The organism is Paenibacillus sp. JNUCC 34 (assembly GCF_058269055.1).
In genome coordinates, this window is sequence record NZ_CM177770.1 from 3738365 (window position 1) to 3754898 (window position 16534).

The following is a 16534-nucleotide window of genomic DNA, read 5'->3' on the forward strand; positions in this document are numbered from 1 at the left end:
CTTCTTATAGTGGTCCGGAAATACCCTGTTTGCGGATCATGATAAAGTGCCCTACCAATAGGGTGAGCAGTACAGCCGGAAGGAAGAACACGTGAATGGCGAAGAAACGGGTTAACGTTTCGGCACCTACAATGGTACCGCCCTGCAGCAGTTCTTTAATAATCGGTCCGAGCCAAGGGACGGAGTTCGCGATCTCCAATGTAACCTTGGTGGCAAAGTATGCTTTGTTATCCCAAGGAAGGAGGTAGCCTGTAAGACCAAGCCCCAACATGACGAAGAAGATCAGCATACCAACAACCCAGTTCATTTCACGAGGCGCCTTATACGAACCTGTGAAGAATACACGCATTGTATGTAGGAACATCATTACGATGACCAAACTTGCTCCCCAGTGGTGCATGCCGCGGACGATTTGGCCGAATGCCACCTTCGTCTGCAAGAACTCCACACTGGCGTAAGCGTTTATAATATCTGGTACATAATACATCGTCAGGAACATACCCGACAAAATCTGGATTACTGTGATGAAGAACGTCAAGCCGCCGAAACAATAAACAAACGCGGAGAAATGGTGCGCGGGGTTAACGTGCTCCGGAACCTCGTGGTCCGCAACGTCTCTCCAGATCGGCGTGATATCGAGACGTTCGTCAATCCAGTTGTAGACATTCTTCAACATCCGAATCTACGCCTCCTATTTCACTACGGTATTTGGTACGATTTCTCCGAGGTAAATCCAGCCGTTCTCCTCTTTTACGGTGTACATATCCAGCGGTTTAGGCGCAACGGAAAGGTTCTTTCCATCCGGTGTGTAACGAGCGCCGTGACATGGACAGTGATACTCGTTCGGATAGTTCTTGTTGTTATTCCATCCGACCAAACAGCCCAAGTGCTTACAGATCGGTGAAAGTGCAAGAATTTCTCCCTTATCATCCTTTCGGATCCAGGCTGTTAATGAAGCCTTGCTGGCGTACCAGCCGTCTTGCTGTTTCAACTCAAAATGGAACTCTTGCGGATCATTGGTAATCTTGCTCACTTCAGCTACCTTAACGAACGCCCCTTCTTCTCTATCTTGAAGAATTGGATCCACGGCAAACCGGAGCATCGGTAATACTACTCCACCCGCCATATAAGCTGTGGCGCCGCCCAACGTATAAGTAAGAAACTGTCTGCGGGACATTTCTTTCAGCCGGGGTGGTTTGTGCGACTCTTCATGCTCGTCATTGTGGTTGTGGCTCATTCTGTGTTCAACCCCCTTTTTTTCAACCATTTAAAGTGTTTTCAATGATTAATATCACACGACGTACTAGGTCATAATAATAATATATTAGGCACCTCGGACCGTCAAGAATTTGAACCCGTAATTTGGTACCCCTTCCAACGGCCTAATGCAAAATTGTCGGTTTTTCGTCACATTTATAGCTCGCCCTCTTTTTTCCAGAGTCCACTAATTAGCTTCGTTACAGCTGCTGAAATCGGTATATCTCCAGATGCCAAAAGTCTAGTCTGGGAAAGCACTAATGCGCTTTCAGGAATATCCTTAATATCAAGGTCATAATCCGCTGTCATGACAACCACATGGGTGAAGCCCGTAGATTTGACTTTGTGACAAATGTCGTTTAGAAGCTGCAATGCTGACGTTCCTCCGTACTGCATCGCTGGATATGTAACGACTCTCCCTTTAAAGGGCACTTCAACTAAATCCATAAAATCTCGAAGTCTCTCAAGTGATGCAGTAGCCTCCCATGGGGTTTCATGCCCTGTCAATCCGGTATAAGGAATCAGGCAGGTATCAAAATACATCTGTAGCTCTGGCCAAGTTTGTTCATCCACTTCACTGAATTTCATCTAGTTGGCATCCTTTCATCTTCCATTTTATTAATTCCTTCATTATACGTTTGGATACCGATTTTGGCAAAAAAAAGAAGAAATGCGAAAGCATTTCTTCAATTTAAAGTCCTCAGTTCATCCGTCAGGTTTCGGAAAGCCAACTCGTCGCCCGAAGCCAGCGCCTCGTCAATCCCCTTGTAAAGTTCCTCACTCCGATGCTTTCGCAAAGCCTCGTCCCACACCATCTCCGCAGCCAGACTTAACATGACTTCGTAAGTAACCTTCATTTTATCCATTAGGATGCACCTCCAACCGTGTATTAGAATTGCCTGTATTCTTTCCCTTTCTGCACATAACTTTCCATGGTCTTCTTCATTCGAAGCAAATCTTCTTCTGTCAGTTCACGAATCACTTTGGCAGGTGTGCCAAGAGAAAGCGTGTAGGGTGGGATTACTTTATTTTCTGTTACAACTGATCCTGCACCAATTAAAGCGTATTCACCAACATCAGCACCATTTAACAAAATGGCCCCCATTCCGATTAGCGAACCTTTTCCGATCGTACACCCGTGAATGATTGCCGAATGACCAACCGACACCTCATCGGCAAGGATTAGAGGCTGATCTGTGTTGACATGACCTACAGCTCCATCCTGAATGTTGCATCTGTCACCAATGATAATGGGAGCCAGGTCACCTCTCAGCACAGCATTGAACCATACCGTCGAATCGGCTCCGATCGTCACGTCCCCGATATTTTTCGCACCCTCTGCTACGAAAACAGAAGGATGTATAGACGGCCAAATACCCTTGTACTCTAAATTCATCACTCGATCACCCCTTTAATTTGTGGGAGTGATTGTAGCAATTAGAACCTTGTTTTGTCAATGGAGCAGATCTTCGGGGTCGCCGATATGTAGACATGCTTCAGCGGCTTTCAGTCCGAGTGCCGTCATTCGAATAACGGTGCCTGACTGCTCGCTTTCCCCGATACGCAGCATACCTAAATGCATGAGCATTCGGATTACGCGCTGATCCATGATCGTTAGGGGAGTGTCATAATAGAAAGGGCGGATTAACCAACCAAGCGACTCGTAAAGGGATACCGTGGTTACCCAATCTTTTGCACATTGGCTTATCCAATATACTAGGGAGGATAGATTAGGAACGGCGCCTTTATAAAGTCTTAACCAGAAGCGAAATATCTGTATCACGCTTACTTGATTTCCTTCTCCAAGGAATTGTCTGCCCCGGTCAGATAGAACGAGACGGTTTCCCGATTCTCTGATCCATTGCCGGGCATAAGCGTAATCATAAAGAAGAGCAAATCTGTCGGGATATTCCGTACAAGATCGGCCATAGCCGAATCTCCAAGCCCCTTTTGAAATCAACGGCTCGGTAATGTGAAGCGAGCTCATCATTTGCTGCTGGTAGCGGCGATACATAAATCCTTCTGCATTCAGCTCGATTTCGTGTCCCTCTACAAACTTTAAGAGTAGAAGTATGTCCGTTGAAACCAATCCCTGCTCGTCCCGATAGGCGGTTGGCTCCGGAGAATGCTGTATTGCATCTTGTAATTTTGCTCCGAGCACATCTCGAAAACGATGCTTCAAGTCAGACGGCACCTGAAAGGTGTATTTCGTCGAATGAGTAAAGCCGTTAAACAGCCAACCGCTTCGGCGGTATCTGGCTACGGTTTCTCTTGGGCTTTCTGTCTTAACGGGCTTTCCCTTTTTCTCCACAACCACTTCCTCAGAAGCGTGCCGAATCGTCGCTGTCAATTCCTCCAGGCTGTGACCGCTGCGGGCATCAAACACAAGACTGTTCAGAAACCTAAGATCCGAAACAGACAACTGTCCAATCTGTTCCTCGAAAAAATCTCTCCGGCCAAGCTTGATCAAGATGCTCTGTATCAGATCATGCTTAGAATTCCGCTTGCAATCACAATCATAGTAGTTGGCTATGTTGCTTAGTTGTCCAATGTCGGCATAAGTGAGCATATCCGCTAGATTCATCTTCCATCGCCCTCACCGTTTTACTTCCATTATGGGGATGTTCAGCCCATTTGATACATGTTCCAACGTGCTGTTGTCCACATTTTTAACGGATTTCGGTCATTGTAAACATCTAAATCACAACTTTTTGCGATTTTATTTTTTAGAAACTTTGCCTTCTACTTCATTTTTATGCAACTCGAAACATTGCTAGAATATCATTGCTGAACCGACAGATCAGCATACCAAAAAAAGAGACCCCTCAAAGGAGTCTCTGCATATAACCATTTATGAAAAATTGTATCGTTTCCGTCTCAAGTTCATTCAGCGGTCTCTGGAGCATAGCAGACATCTCTTCCGGAACGAGCTTTGTATCTCCTTTAAAGCGCTCCGTCAGCTCCGCTGAATTTGATAGCAGATCGAGATACGCCCGATATTCTTCCCTTGTCATGGGCTGTTCTGCATGAGACAGGAAAGCTATTTCCGTGTCATATTGTTCAAGCTTAGCGATCATATTGGTTACCTTCTCCACCGTATAACACCAATTTTTTGCGTACATATTGGCATAAAGACAATCCCCGAGGAAAAGAATCTTCTCCTCAGGTATATAGATAATGGAAGAGTCAGGCGAATGATCACCACCAACATGTTCAATAATACAAGTAACTCCGCCCAAATTGAGTGACATTTTTGAAGTAAATGTCATATCAGGGGTTGGAATCATGATGTTCCGTTCTTCAGGGAACTCTTTTTTTATGGCATCTGCGCAAAAAGGTATTTCACTGCCCTCTCTTACCCGTTCGTCCAAAGCACTGTCTTCCCAGGATAACAGCTGCATTTCCTTTACACGGTCTAATGTCCTGGTAAAACATATACTAGGCATGTTCATTTCACTTAGACCAAAAACATGGTCCCAATGCCAATGTGTCAAAACAAGCCAGTCTCCCTTAATGTTCTTCTCACCTAATTGAGAAAGCCACAGCTTCGCATGGTCTGCAGAGTTTCCCGCATCGATGATCAGTGTATACTTATCTCCCGAAATCGCAGCCAACACAGGCCGATCCGTTTCCTGATAAGGCGGCAAGTAGACGAAACGCTCCGATACTCTAACTAATTGCTGCATTTAATTTAATCTCCTTAACTCATCAAATGTTCGACTATATAAACGGATCGAAAATGTTCGGATCAGTGTTGTTTCTCCAATAGATGTCTCGTACAGTTAAACAGCAGCGGAACCCAGTCCACATCCTTCTTCTCTAATATTGTGATAGACAGATTTCCGATTCTCTCTACAATGCGGTCTTTGTACAGCGTGCCGTACAGTTGGGCAAGAAAGCCTCCGTGACTGACGACCAACATATTACTTTCGGGATACTTATTCCACATTTCTTCCAGGAATTCCATCCCCCTTGCTTGAAGGTCCAGATCCGTCTCCTGTCCCAAATCCTGGTACTTCCATTCCTTTCCAAAACGCATCTCGCGCTCAGAGGCGGTAAGTCCTTCCACCTGACCGTATGCCCGCTCACGCAGGCGGAGATCAGGCTCAAGCATGGGAATGTCCAACATGGAGGCTATAATGGACCCCGTCTCTTCTGCACGTGATAAACCGCTGCTGACGATAAAATCCCATTTATACGGTTCTTGTAGCAGACGTTCTCCGAGCAAGCGTGCCTGAAGGCGCCCCTCCTCATTCAACGGAATATCTGTCTGCCCTTGAATTTTACCAATAGCATTCCAATCTGTCAGACCGTGACGTATAAAGCCGATCAGCATCCTTGAGCCTCCTCCATAACATTATTTTAGAAAAGATATATTAACGTCTTACGACTCGGTTTAGTCTCATTAAGAAAAACAGTGCAAGTCCTACACCCAGCACAGACAAAACCATCCAGTACTGCGGCTGACTTGGATCTATACCTACTACCAAGGGATCAATAATACCGCTGTTAGTCCCAGGAATTTTATATTTTTGACCCTCCGTAATAATCGAACCGTCTCCCGCCACACCGGTTGGGAGAATACCTGTGACCGGCATTTCAGGTTGTAGTTTTTTAGTATTACCCCTAAAAGCGAAATATAAAAAACTGCTGCCAAACAAAGCGGCAAAACCGGAAATCATGAGTATTAATCGTTTACGGAATATACGCCCAACGGATTTCCCCTTTTCATTCTCTTCAACGAGCCGAGGAAAATCACGATATATACGATCCATAACATTTCGGTTGATACTCTCAGCCCTTGCTTCTAATACTTCATGTTCCAGTTCATGAACGATACTGAGACTCTCTTCAAACATTTCATATTCCATCGCACATGAGCGGCATGTCTGTATATGCTGTCTCAGCCTGATTCGCCTCAGATCGTTGTCCGGAAGATCCCAGACGTACCCCATCAGCTCTTGGGCTTCCTCGCAATTCATCTGCTGCTCATCCCTTCGAGTTCCGTATATAGCGGCTCAGCGAAATAATGCTCAAGTTGTATCTTTACACTGCCCCGTGCTCTAAATAACAAGGATTTAACCGAGCTAACGGTTTGTCCTAAAATGTCTGCAATTTCTTGATAATCCAACTGATCGTATTCACGCAAAATAAGCGCCGAACGCTGTTTTTCCGGTAAATTATTGATTGCTTCACGCACTAAAGCTACCCGCTCGCTGCGAAGAATTGCCTGCTCCGGTGCAATTTCCAGTGGAGCGATTGGAACGACACCGCTTTCTTCCAATGGAAGAGTGCCCCTGCGCTGCTTACGGAGCTCACTGAGCACGGTATTGCGTGCAATCGTATATAGCCAGGTTGAGAACGAAGCGTCCACCTCGCGGAATGAGTGCAAACTGCGGAAAGCTTTGTAGAACGTTTCCGAGCATAAATCCTCAGCCATTAGCTCCAAGTTAGAGCTTTTTAACATATGATATACAAAAGCTAATATTTTTCGTTGGTACCTTCGCATTAATTCTGAGTATAAATCTACGTTTCCTTCTTTGATCTCAAGTATTAACTGGGAATCCGTCATATGATTTTTTATTCCCCCTCACCATTGTGTGTCTCATCCCCGTAGAGAGCATTATTTTTTTCATTGATCAGGGATCCACAAAGCTGCCGTAAAACCATATATCTTACGCCGCAAGATGTCAGACTATTCTATGTATTTGGCATTTTCCCCAAATCTTCTACAATGCATTTCTATCATTGTAGCATATTTTGGAGAAAAGTTCAGTTTGATAGAGTTATGAAATAACACACCTGGATTTGTAAGGGTATACAAATAAAAAAAAAACCGCCTTCCTTAAGGAAGGCGGTCGCACAATCGTGCAATGTATTGGATAGGAGTGGAGAGAAACCATACTGTACTTTTATTATATGTATCCGTTTTCATTTTGTCAACAATAATAAAGTAAATATTTCCGAATATTCAAAAAAACCACGGATTGGTTAATGATAGACAATATATCCCTGCGTCTGCAGCAGATCTTTTGCTCTCTCCTGCGCGCGTTCGTTTTGGAAAGACAGCCTTAGTACACCCGGTACATCTTCCCTGCTCTCGATAATTTGAATATTACTTAAGTTGATGTTCTTCTGTCCAAGCTCTGTCGTTATCCGGCCGATGATTCCAGGGTGGTCGGGTACTTCCAAATACAGGTCATATCGAGAAACGATTACACCCTTCCGCCTTTCTGGCAGCTCGTCCCGGAATTCTCCTGCCCGGCGAAAAGCATCTTCAATGGCAGAGCCGTCCTGGCTTTCCAACATATCCATAAATTGCACAATTCCATCATTCCAGTCTCTAAGCAGCGGCATCATTACCTTCCGGTTATTGAGAAGGATATCGCGCCATACCACAGGATCACTGGATGCAATTCGCGTAATGTCACGGAAGCCGCCGGCTGCCAAGGTCTGATACAACGGATTATCCTCATTGTAACTGCATATCTGGTTCACGAGTGCTACAGCGATGATATGTGGGAGATGACTGATTGCTCCAACAATTTGATCATGCAGCTGCGGCTCTACTGTTACAATGTGTGCACGGGTATGAGACAGCAGATCGCTTAGAGAATCCACCTTGGCCGTAGGCACATTCTCTGCTGGAGTCAGTACGTAATACGCGTTCTCGAACAGCAGTGATGAAGCCGCTTTAACGCCTGATCTTTCAGAACCAGCCATGGGGTGCCCACCGATAAAGCAAGCATCCTTCAGAACAAGCCTTTCAGCACAGTCTGTAATACTTGCTTTGGTACTGCCTACATCAGATATGATACAGCCGGGTTTCAGCTGTAAGCCACTGAGAAGGGTGATATAATGCTCCAGGCTGCCGACAGGTACGCATAAAAAGATAAAGTCAGCATCCCGGGCGGCCTCCTCAGGAGACAATGTCACTTGGTCGACGACTCCCCGGGCGATGACTTGATCTGCATAATCCTGGGTATGGGCATAACCTGTAACAGTTATGCCCGGTTTTCCTTTTAAACAAAGCGCCAAAGATCCGCCAATGAGTCCGACGCCGAATATAGCTATATTAGTTGTAGTATTTGTTGTCATGTTTTCTCTCTCTCACTCGTTTTAAGATTGCGTAAAAGCGTTAGACAGGCGACTTTACGTCACGTAGAACTTGCTCTAACACTCCAATAAACGCTTTATTTTGTTCCGGTGTCCCCACACTCACACGAATATAGTTCGGGTAGCGGGCGAAGCCAGAGCGGACGATTACTCCTTTGTTCAGCAGCGATTGAAATACATCTCTTCCGGAGGTATTAACATCGACCAAGATAAAGTTTCCATGGGCTGGAAAATATTGAAGCCCAAGCCGGTCGAATTCTTTTTGCAAGTACACAATACCTTCGGCATTGCTTTGCCGGCAGCTCTCTACGAATTTCTGATCACCAAGTGCCGCCTTCGCAGCAGCTTGAGCTGGACGTCCCGTATTAAATGGCTCCCGCACTCGGTTAATCAAGCTAATAACGCCAGCCTGAGCGATGCCATAGCCGATTCTGAGCGAAGCCAGGCCGTAGATTTTGGAAAATGTATGGAGAATCATAAGATTTTGATAACGCGACAGCAGTTTTAAACTTTCTGGATATGAAGAATCCGTTACATACTCTGAATAAGCTTCATCCAGTACAACCATAACATTCGCAGGTACCGAATCCATAAACCGAAGAAGCTCATCTTCTGAAATGATTGTCCCCGTAGGGTTGTTTGGATTGCAGATCCATACGATTTTGGTTCGATCACTGATAGCGGCAAGCATAGCATCAAGATCATGGGTACCATCGACCAGAGGCACCTCAATGCTTACGGCATTCTCGATGTCAGCATTGGTTTTATATACAGAAAAGGTCTGATCAGCCATGATCGTTTCGTCACCAGACTCAAGGTATGCACGCGTAATGAGTGCAATAATTTCATCCGATCCGCATCCGAATATGATCTGATCCTTGTTCACGCCCATGCTGGAAGCAAGCTCCTCCGCTAATTCGGTCGCACTTCCATCCGGGTACATGCTTAGGTTGCTAAGCTCAGCAATAATGGCTTCTTTCGCTTGAGGCGAACAGCCGTAAGGATTCTCATTGGAAGCCAGTTTAATAACTTCACTCAGACCAAGTTCCCGCTTTACTTCTTCAACCGGTTTTCCTGGTTCGTACACCGGGAGATTCACAATATTCGCTTTAGGCTTCATCATATCAACTCACCTTTCGTATATTTCTGTTCCTTTTAATTGTGACACAAATTGACGGATTTGCAAAAGTCCCTCTTCCCTCGTACACTCCTGCTCAAGCAAAGGAATATTAGCTTCGATCTGACGTACAATGGCACTCCCTACTACGACACCGTCACAAATTTCAGAGAATCTGGCCACCTGCTCACCGCTTGATATACCGAAGCCGATGGCTACCGGAACTTTACTGTATTTTTTCACCGTCTCAATAAATCCATTAATCCCGCTATAAAAATCTGAGCGCTCTCCTGTTACACCAAGCGAGGATACACAGTATATAAACCCGTCTGCGTCGCTCACAATTTTGGAAATTCGTTCATGTGAAGTCGGCGCCACAAGTGGGATCAGATGCACTCCAGCATCCTTGGCCCGTCGCTTGATCTCACCGGCTTCCTCTATGGGCAGATCCGGAATGATCAAACCACTAATATCATGTGCAATAACTTCTTCAAAGAATAAATCCAATCCCATTTGAAGAACCGGGTTATAGTAAGTAAACAAAATAAATGGAAGCTCGCTACCTGCTTTCCTTGCCCGTAAGGCTGTCTCCATACATGTGCGTATCGTGACATGCCCTTTTAATGCACGCTGGGAAGCCCGCTGTATTACAGGACCATCTGCAAGCGGATCGGAATATGGCACGCCAAGTTCAACAATATCAGCTCCAGCTGCTTCTACCTCGGCAATAATATCAAGCGTTAATTCAATGCTTGGATCACCAACGGTCAAAAAAGGAATCAATGCCGTTCTATTTTGCTCCTTCAGTCGATCAAAGGTTACATCCATCCGGTTCATATCGATTTACCTCCCGTATAAGCCATAATAGACTCCACGTCCTTATCGCCGCGTCCAGAGAGACAGATAACTACAATGTCATCTTCATTCCATTCCGGAGCCATCTTGACCACTTGCGCTACGGCGTGGGCTGACTCCAGTGCCGGAATAATACCTTCCGTTCTACAGAGCAGCTGAAGCGCTTCGAGTGCTTCCTGATCCGTGATCGGCACATATCGCACACGTTCGATATCTTTCAGGTATGAGTGCTCCGGACCGACACCCGGATAATCCAGACCAGCCGAGATGGAGTGAGCTTCTTTCACCTGACCGTACTCATCTTGCAGCAGATAACTCATGGAGCCCTGAAACACGCCTTGCGTTCCCTTGCTCATCGTAGCTGCATGAAACTCTGTATCCACACCCTTGCCTGCAGCTTCGACACCTACGAGAGCTACTTCCTTGTCTTCCAAAAAAGGATAAAACATGCCGATTGCGTTACTGCCTCCGCCGATCGGCGCAAAAATTGTATTTGGCAGGCGACCTTCACTTTCCAGGATCTGACGGCGCGTTTCATCACCAATAATCCGCTGGAAGTTTCGAACCATCATCGGATATGGATGAGGACCGACCGCCGAGCCCAATACATAGAACGTATCTTCCACGTTGCTAACCCAATAACGGAGTGCCTCGTTTCCAGCGTCCTTCAAAGTTTTGCTGCCGGATGTTACAGGTACTATTTCCGCTCCGAGCATTTTCATCCGAAAAACGTTCAACTGCTGGCGCTTCGTGTCTTCCTCGCCCATAAAAACTTTGCATTCCAGACCGAGTAAAGCTGCAACTGTTGCCGTTGCGACTCCGTGCTGACCTGCACCTGTCTCAGCGATGACCTTCTGCTTACCCATCCGCTTCGCGAGAACACCTTGAGCTATCGCGTTGTTGATCTTGTGGGCTCCCGTATGATTCAAATCCTCTCTCTTCAAGTAAATCTTCGCTTTGCCAAGATACTTGCTGAGACGTTCTGCGTAATAAAGCGGTGTTTCCCTGCCGGAGTACTGTTTCAACAGATAAGCAATTTCCTCTTTAAAAGCGGAATCTTCCGCATATCGGTTATATTCTTCTTCCAACTCGATCAGCGCGTTCATCAGCGTCTCCGGTACGTATCGTCCCCCGAAGGAGCCGAAACGACCGTTACGATCCGGTAGCAATGTCATTTGGACTTTCACCCTTTCCACGAATGCTGTTACTTTTGCTATATCCTTTACACCCGGGGCACTTTCAACCCCGCTGGACACGTCCACGCCATCCGGGTGATACAATGTTAACAATTCTCCTAAGTTCGATGGTTCAAGTCCCCCCGCCACAAACAACGGAATGCCCTGAGCGCGTGTCCAAGCCTTATAGACCGGTATCGCGTCCCAAGCGAAGGTCCGGCCTGAGCCACCGCCATAAACCGGGTCGTAAGTATCAAGCAGGAGGCCGTCAATACATCCGATGTAATTCTCCAGCTCAGACACATGTTCCTCCGGCGAGCCTCCACTCTGTACGGAGACTGCCTTAAAAACGGAAACCGGGAAGCTTTCTTTCACTTCCCGGCAAAATTGCGGAGATTCTTGTCCGTGCAATTGCACGACATCCAGTTCAACCGTGTGAAGAAGCTCTCTTAGTTCCTCCAAGGAAGGGTTAACAAAAACGCCAACAGAGGAAGGTGTTGCTTCGCTCTTCCATTGCTTCAACACTTCGGTGAGTTCAACAGCCTGTTCAGGAGTAACCTGACGGCGGCTCTTGGCAAATACGAATCCGATATAATCCACAGGCAAGTTTATCATCGATTTTAGCACTTCAACGCTTTGAAGTCCACATATTTTTACGGCTGTATTCGTCATGCTAATACGCTCCTGTCTCGCTTACTTGACCTTGCGGTAAAGGCCCCATCAGATCAATAACAGCCTGCTCTACATCTTCCTTACGCATAAAATGCTCGCCGATTAATACACCTTGAGCGCCGGTTGATGCCAGAAATGAAATATCTTCATTTCCCGAGATACCGCTCTCGCTGATTAAAACTACACCTTCCGGAATATCACTGCTAAGCTCAGCAGTCGTGTTTAATGATGTCTCAAAAGTATGCAGATTGCGGTTGTTGACACCTACCAGCTTAGCTGACTCCAATTGAAGCACCGAGTCCAGCTCGCTGCGATTATGAACTTCGATCAGGCAATCGAGCCCGATAGAGGATGCAATCGATATAAATTCAGCGATCCGGGACGGCTCCAGAATGCTCGCTATGAGCAGAACCGCATCTGCACCTAACAGACGCGCTTCATAAATTTGAGCAGCATCGATAATGAAATCCTTACGTAGCAGCGGAAGACTGACTGCTTCCCGAACCATGGCAAGGTACTCTCCACTTCCTTGAAAGTACTGCTCATCCGTCAGTACTGACAAGCAATCTGCACCGGCAGATTCATAAGCTTTGGCAATCGTAACCGGATCAAAGTCCGGCCTGATCAACCCTTTCGAAGGAGAGGCCTTTTTCACCTCGGCAATAAGTCCCATCCCTCTCTTCCGTCGTTCGGATAACGCTTCGATAAACCCACGTGTAGGCGGAAGTGCAGAAATTTTTTCTAACGCTTCTTCAATCGAAAAAGACTGATGAAGTTTAGCTACTTCTTCCCGTTTGGTTGCAACAATTCGATCAAGATACATAACTCAATTCCTCCGTCATCGTGATAAGCTGTTCCAGTTTAGCTTGTGCCACTCCCGAATCAATAGCCTCTGCGGCTTTGCTGACGCCTTCCACCAGACTGTCTGCCAATCCTGAAACATATATGCAAGCTCCGGCATTCGCAAGCACGATATCCCTGTAAGGACTTTTTTTACCTTGGAGCACGGTTCCAATAATCTCAGCATTCTCTGCAGCATCTCCACCGAGAATTGACTGCATTGGATGAACCGCGAGGCCTAAATCATGCGGATGAATGTCGTACGTACGAATTTCCCCGCCACGTAACTCGGACACGCGAGTAGGTGCTGAAATGCTGATCTCATCCAGTCCATCATGACTCGTGACGACCATAGCCCGTTTCAATCCCAGTTCTTTTAACACCTGAGCGATCGTTTCCGTTTTATCAAGATCATAAATGCCAAGGAGCTGACGGTCTGCACCAGCTGGATTGGTCAAAGGACCAAGCATATTAAACACGGTTCTTACTCCAAGTTCTTTTCGGGGTGCTGCTGCATGCTTCATAGAAGGGTGATAAATTTGGGCAAACAGGAAACAGATCCCGATCTGATCCAAACAACGCTTAGCTTGTTCTGCTGTCAAATGAATATTTACACCCAGCGCCTCCAGAACATCAGCACTTCCGGCACGTCCAGAAGCCGAGCGGTTGCCATGCTTCGCTACGCGAACGGATACAGAGGATGAAATAATCGCAGAGGCAGTAGAGATATTGAACTTATGGATTCCAGAGCCTCCTGTTCCGCATGTATCTAGCAGTTGGCTCCGCTCAGTAATGACACGTCCGCCGGAGCCTCGCATCGCCTCAGCAAAGCCTGTAATTTCATCTACGGTCTCTCCTTTGATGCGGAGAGCCGTAAGCAGAGCTCCAATCTGCGAGTGGGTCGCTTTGCCTTCCATAATGGTCTGCATGACCTCCCTGGCCTCACTGCGCTCCAGGTTACGCCCTTCAATCAATTTTGAAATACTGGACTGTACAGGTTCCAAAATGCTCATATGTCTCTCCTCCTCCAAGGATTTTTAAGGTGTATATTCGTACAGGTAATCCTGATTAATTGTACTCTCAGGTTTTACATCCGACGGGAACATCGCTTCAGCAACCCGGATTGCCTTTAGCATCCCTTTCGCTTTATTGACCGTTTCTTCATATTCTTTCTCAGGCACAGAGTCCCACACAATTCCAGCTCCAGCCTGCACGTAAGCTTTACCCTCACGGAAAATGATCGTACGAATCGTGATACATGAATTCATGTTTCCAGCAAAACCAAGATAACCTATGGCTCCGGCATATGCTCCTCTTGCTTCCCGCTCCAGCTCTGCAATGATCTCCATGGCCCGAAGCTTCGGAGCACCCGACACCGTTCCAGCAGGAAGGCAGGATAGAAAAGCATCAAAGAAATCCTTGTCTTCACTCAGCTTGCCTGACACCCCTGACACGATGTGCATGACATGAGAGTACCGCTCGATCTCCATAAAAGAATCACATTTAACCGTTCCGAACTCTGAGACACGTCCCAGATCATTTCGCCCAAGGTCGACCAGCATCAGATGCTCCGCCCGCTCTTTCTCATCCTGCAGCAGCTCTTCTGCCAACGCTCTGTCAGAAGACTCATCCACCCCGCGGGGACGTGTGCCGGCAATTGGTCTCGTCTCGACCCGTCTGCCATCGACTTTAACCAACGCTTCAGGCGATGTGCCGACAATAATCTCTTCATCCATCTTTAAGTAGTACATATACGGCGACGGATTCAGTGTACGCAGCACCCGGTATACATGAAGCGGGGAAACTTCCGTGTCAATGTGGAAGCGTTGGGACAGCACTACCTGAAAGATATCGCCAGCCCGGATATATTCCTTTGCCCGATCCACATTGTCCATATACTTTTCCTTAGTCATATTGGACTGGATATTTCCAAGTTCCACATCCGAAGGAATGCCACGAGAATTCACATTTTCGCGCGGTCCCTGCTCCTTTAGTTGTTCAGCTGTATCTTCCAATTTGCGGCATACACCTCTGTACGCCTGCCTGATATCCTCATCGGTATCTCCAGGTTTTACATGCACATTACCTATCAAGAGAATCTGCTGTTTCACATGATCGAATACGATGATCTGATCACAGAACATAAACCGGATATCATCCATTCCCAGATCATCCAGAGCATGCCCAGGCAGCTTTTCGTAATATTGAAGAAGATCATAGCCGAAAAATCCGATTGCACCGCCTGTAAACGGAGGCATTTCATCTAGCTGCGGACTTCTGTACGAACGAAGCAAGGCTTTCAGCTCTTCTACCGGCTTACCTTTGAGCTGAGTTACTTCACCGCTCATTTCCACTTCGATGTGACCTTGTTTGCCTGAGATTAAAAGGAAAGGATCGGTACCGATGAACGAATAACGAGCCCACTGCACGCCGCCCTCTACACTTTCTAATAAAAATGCCCGTTCACGCTGTGCATACCGCTGAAATAAACGAATCGGTGTCTCCATATCCGCTAGTAAACGGACAGCGACAGGTATCAAATTATACTGTCTTGCCATGGATACGACCTGTTCCATTGATGGGTTTGCCATTACCAATCCCTCCTTCTTCAAATGTATTAAGAATGCAAAAAGACCTCTACCGAAGTAGAGGTCTATACTGGATAAGTATATAAAAAAGAGCACAGACAAGAGTGATACAAACTATACAAGACCAAAACGATGCCTCAAATATCTATGACACGGTTTGTATGATAAACAACCCGACCATAGTATTGGCTCATATTTCAGTAATAGAGGTTGTTCAAAAAGTCCGCTTTTGATCACGAAGTGAATCAAGAAGTGGGCTCGGCATCGAATCTTGAATTCAGCCGGTCCTTCCAGTGCTCACGTACCCAAAACGTACGCTCCGCTCCTCAGTCCCTAGCTTCATCCAACCTTCTCGGTGCTGAAAACCGACCTTTTTAAACACGCACTAATAATGTACAGTACTCTTATCTATTCATGGTGAAACCTAAGCTACTCTGCTCTTCTCTGCTAAACTATACTCATCTAAACTCTACTCAACTATTCTGATACCAATATACAGGATCCTCCCTGTTCATGGCAACCCTAAATTTTGATCAGGAAGACGAAGAGGCCGATAAATCAGGACGCAACCGCTGCGCCTCGTTCAAATATACGTGCTTGATTTCTTTCTGGCTCTTCTCTGTATTAACCTGCACCATTAAACGAATGCAGTGCGGCAAGCTTCCCTGTACCGGAATTTCTACAGAGCACATAAGCGGAACCAAGTCCCAACCATCTAGTGCTCGAATGGCTCTCGCCGGGAAGGTAGCATCTAAATCATGGGTCATTGTAATCCAGACGCTGCAAATATCATCTGGCTTCACATCATTTCGGTTCACAATCTCTTCCAGGAGAAGCACTGTTTCCTTTAAAATTTCCTGCTCATCATTTTTCTTTACCGTTGTCGCCCCACGTATACCGCGATTCATCATCGT

At 46.4% G+C, this 16534-nt stretch carries 18 protein-coding genes and 1 pseudogene; all 19 read right to left on the reverse strand.

Annotated features, from left to right (window positions below):
* Window positions 1-4 precede the first annotated feature (4 nt).
* On the reverse strand, window positions 5-676 hold the full coding sequence (qcrB, locus tag AC2TF5_RS17460) for a menaquinol-cytochrome c reductase cytochrome b subunit (RefSeq protein WP_208914528.1): 672 nt from the start codon (window positions 674-676) through the stop codon (window positions 5-7).
* A gap of 15 nt (window positions 677-691) precedes the next feature.
* On the reverse strand, window positions 692-1237 hold the full coding sequence (locus AC2TF5_RS17465) for a QcrA and Rieske domain-containing protein (RefSeq protein ID WP_491298411.1): 546 nt from the start codon (window positions 1235-1237) through the stop codon (window positions 692-694).
* Between the two features lie 176 nt (window positions 1238-1413).
* The gene (locus AC2TF5_RS17470; RefSeq protein ID WP_491298412.1) at window positions 1414-1845 is read right to left on the reverse strand and encodes a DUF2487 family protein; all 432 of its coding nucleotides are present in this window, start codon (window positions 1843-1845) and stop codon (window positions 1414-1416) included.
* A gap of 98 nt (window positions 1846-1943) precedes the next feature.
* A complete protein-coding gene (locus tag AC2TF5_RS17475) occupies window positions 1944-2123 on the reverse strand; it encodes an IDEAL domain-containing protein (RefSeq protein WP_208914531.1) in 180 nt (59 codons plus the stop codon).
* A gap of 23 nt (window positions 2124-2146) precedes the next feature.
* Window positions 2147-2653: a gamma carbonic anhydrase family protein gene (locus tag AC2TF5_RS17480; protein ID WP_491298413.1), complete on the reverse strand. Its 507-nt coding sequence runs from the start codon at window positions 2651-2653 to the stop codon at window positions 2147-2149.
* A gap of 57 nt (window positions 2654-2710) precedes the next feature.
* Window positions 2711-3841, reverse strand: coding sequence for a hypothetical protein (locus AC2TF5_RS17485; protein ID WP_491298414.1), 1131 nt, complete (start codon window positions 3839-3841; stop codon window positions 2711-2713).
* A 241-nt stretch (window positions 3842-4082) separates the two neighbouring features.
* On the reverse strand, window positions 4083-4943 hold the full coding sequence (locus AC2TF5_RS17490) for an MBL fold metallo-hydrolase (RefSeq protein ID WP_491298415.1): 861 nt from the start codon (window positions 4941-4943) through the stop codon (window positions 4083-4085).
* A gap of 62 nt (window positions 4944-5005) precedes the next feature.
* Complete coding sequence (locus AC2TF5_RS17495; RefSeq protein ID WP_491298416.1) at window positions 5006-5593, reverse strand: histidine phosphatase family protein; 588 nt, start codon at window positions 5591-5593, stop codon at window positions 5006-5008.
* 40 nt (window positions 5594-5633) lie between these two features.
* Window positions 5634-6239 carry an anti-sigma factor family protein gene (locus tag AC2TF5_RS17500; protein WP_491298418.1) on the reverse strand — a complete coding sequence of 202 codons (606 nt, stop codon included), beginning with the start codon at window positions 6237-6239 and terminating at the stop codon, window positions 5634-5636.
* Entirely contained in the window at window positions 6236-6829 is a 594-nt protein-coding gene (locus AC2TF5_RS17505; protein WP_491298419.1) for an RNA polymerase sigma factor, read from the reverse strand. Before AC2TF5_RS17505 ends, AC2TF5_RS17500 begins: the two co-directional genes overlap by 4 nt.
* A gap of 419 nt (window positions 6830-7248) precedes the next feature.
* Window positions 7249-8355, reverse strand: a complete 1107-nt coding sequence (locus tag AC2TF5_RS17510; RefSeq protein WP_491298420.1) for a prephenate dehydrogenase — start codon at window positions 8353-8355, stop codon at window positions 7249-7251.
* Window positions 8356-8395: 40 nt separating this feature from the next.
* Window positions 8396-9493 (reverse strand): histidinol-phosphate transaminase, encoded by a 1098-nt coding sequence (gene hisC, locus AC2TF5_RS17515; RefSeq protein WP_491302926.1) that lies wholly within the window; start codon window positions 9491-9493, stop codon window positions 8396-8398.
* 9 nt (window positions 9494-9502) lie between these two features.
* Window positions 9503-10327 (reverse strand): tryptophan synthase subunit alpha, encoded by an 825-nt coding sequence (gene trpA, locus AC2TF5_RS17520; RefSeq protein WP_491298422.1) that lies wholly within the window; start codon window positions 10325-10327, stop codon window positions 9503-9505.
* Entirely contained in the window at window positions 10324-11520 is a 1197-nt protein-coding gene (gene trpB, locus AC2TF5_RS17525) for a tryptophan synthase subunit beta (protein ID WP_491302927.1), read from the reverse strand. Before trpB ends, trpA begins: the two co-directional genes overlap by 4 nt.
* 75 nt (window positions 11521-11595) lie before the next feature.
* A pseudogene (locus tag AC2TF5_RS17530) lies at window positions 11596-12192 on the reverse strand (phosphoribosylanthranilate isomerase); the annotation flags it as partial.
* 1 nt (window position 12193) lies between these two features.
* Window positions 12194-13015, reverse strand: coding sequence for an indole-3-glycerol phosphate synthase TrpC (trpC, locus tag AC2TF5_RS17535; protein ID WP_491298423.1), 822 nt, complete (start codon window positions 13013-13015; stop codon window positions 12194-12196).
* A complete protein-coding gene (gene trpD / locus AC2TF5_RS17540; protein ID WP_491298424.1) occupies window positions 13005-14045 on the reverse strand; it encodes an anthranilate phosphoribosyltransferase in 1041 nt (346 codons plus the stop codon). Before trpD ends, trpC begins: the two co-directional genes overlap by 11 nt.
* A gap of 24 nt (window positions 14046-14069) precedes the next feature.
* The gene (trpE, locus tag AC2TF5_RS17545; protein WP_491298425.1) at window positions 14070-15623 is read right to left on the reverse strand and encodes an anthranilate synthase component I; all 1554 of its coding nucleotides are present in this window, start codon (window positions 15621-15623) and stop codon (window positions 14070-14072) included.
* Window positions 15624-16153: 530 nt separating this feature from the next.
* Window positions 16154-16531: a chorismate mutase gene (gene aroH, locus AC2TF5_RS17550; RefSeq protein ID WP_491298426.1), complete on the reverse strand. Its 378-nt coding sequence runs from the start codon at window positions 16529-16531 to the stop codon at window positions 16154-16156.
* Window positions 16532-16534 lie beyond the last annotated feature (3 nt).

Excerpts from the sequence above, each read along its gene's own strand:
- hisC (WP_491302926.1), bottom strand. The coding sequence starts at position 9,493 with ATGAAGCCTAAAGCGAATATTGTGAATCTCCCGGTGTACGAACCAGGA.
- AC2TF5_RS17505 (WP_491298419.1), bottom strand. The coding sequence starts at position 6,829 with ATGACGGATTCCCAGTTAATACTTGAGATCAAAGAAGGAAACGTAGAT.
- AC2TF5_RS17510 (WP_491298420.1), bottom strand. The coding sequence starts at position 8,355 with ATGACAACAAATACTACAACTAATATAGCTATATTCGGCGTCGGACTC.
- AC2TF5_RS17490 (WP_491298415.1), bottom strand. The coding sequence starts at position 4,943 with ATGCAGCAATTAGTTAGAGTATCGGAGCGTTTCGTCTACTTGCCGCCT.
- AC2TF5_RS17470 (WP_491298412.1), bottom strand. The coding sequence starts at position 1,845 with ATGAAATTCAGTGAAGTGGATGAACAAACTTGGCCAGAGCTACAGATG.
- trpE (WP_491298425.1), bottom strand. The coding sequence starts at position 15,623 with ATGGCAAACCCATCAATGGAACAGGTCGTATCCATGGCAAGACAGTAT.
- trpC (WP_491298423.1), bottom strand. The coding sequence starts at position 13,015 with ATGTATCTTGATCGAATTGTTGCAACCAAACGGGAAGAAGTAGCTAAA.
- trpA (WP_491298422.1), bottom strand. The coding sequence starts at position 10,327 with ATGAACCGGATGGATGTAACCTTTGATCGACTGAAGGAGCAAAATAGA.
- AC2TF5_RS17495 (WP_491298416.1), bottom strand. The coding sequence starts at position 5,593 with ATGCTGATCGGCTTTATACGTCACGGTCTGACAGATTGGAATGCTATT.
- AC2TF5_RS17485 (WP_491298414.1), bottom strand. The coding sequence starts at position 3,841 with ATGAATCTAGCGGATATGCTCACTTATGCCGACATTGGACAACTAAGC.
- AC2TF5_RS17480 (WP_491298413.1), bottom strand. The coding sequence starts at position 2,653 with ATGAATTTAGAGTACAAGGGTATTTGGCCGTCTATACATCCTTCTGTT.
- trpD (WP_491298424.1), bottom strand. The coding sequence starts at position 14,045 with ATGAGCATTTTGGAACCTGTACAGTCCAGTATTTCAAAATTGATTGAA.
- aroH (WP_491298426.1), bottom strand. The coding sequence starts at position 16,531 with ATGATGAATCGCGGTATACGTGGGGCGACAACGGTAAAGAAAAATGAT.
- AC2TF5_RS17500 (WP_491298418.1), bottom strand. The coding sequence starts at position 6,239 with ATGAATTGCGAGGAAGCCCAAGAGCTGATGGGGTACGTCTGGGATCTT.
- AC2TF5_RS17475 (WP_208914531.1), bottom strand. The coding sequence starts at position 2,123 with ATGGATAAAATGAAGGTTACTTACGAAGTCATGTTAAGTCTGGCTGCG.
- qcrB (WP_208914528.1), bottom strand. The coding sequence starts at position 676 with ATGTTGAAGAATGTCTACAACTGGATTGACGAACGTCTCGATATCACG.
- AC2TF5_RS17465 (WP_491298411.1), bottom strand. The coding sequence starts at position 1,237 with ATGAGCCACAACCACAATGACGAGCATGAAGAGTCGCACAAACCACCC.
- trpB (WP_491302927.1), bottom strand. The coding sequence starts at position 11,520 with ATGACATTGCTACCGGATCGTAACGGTCGTTTCGGCTCCTTCGGGGGA.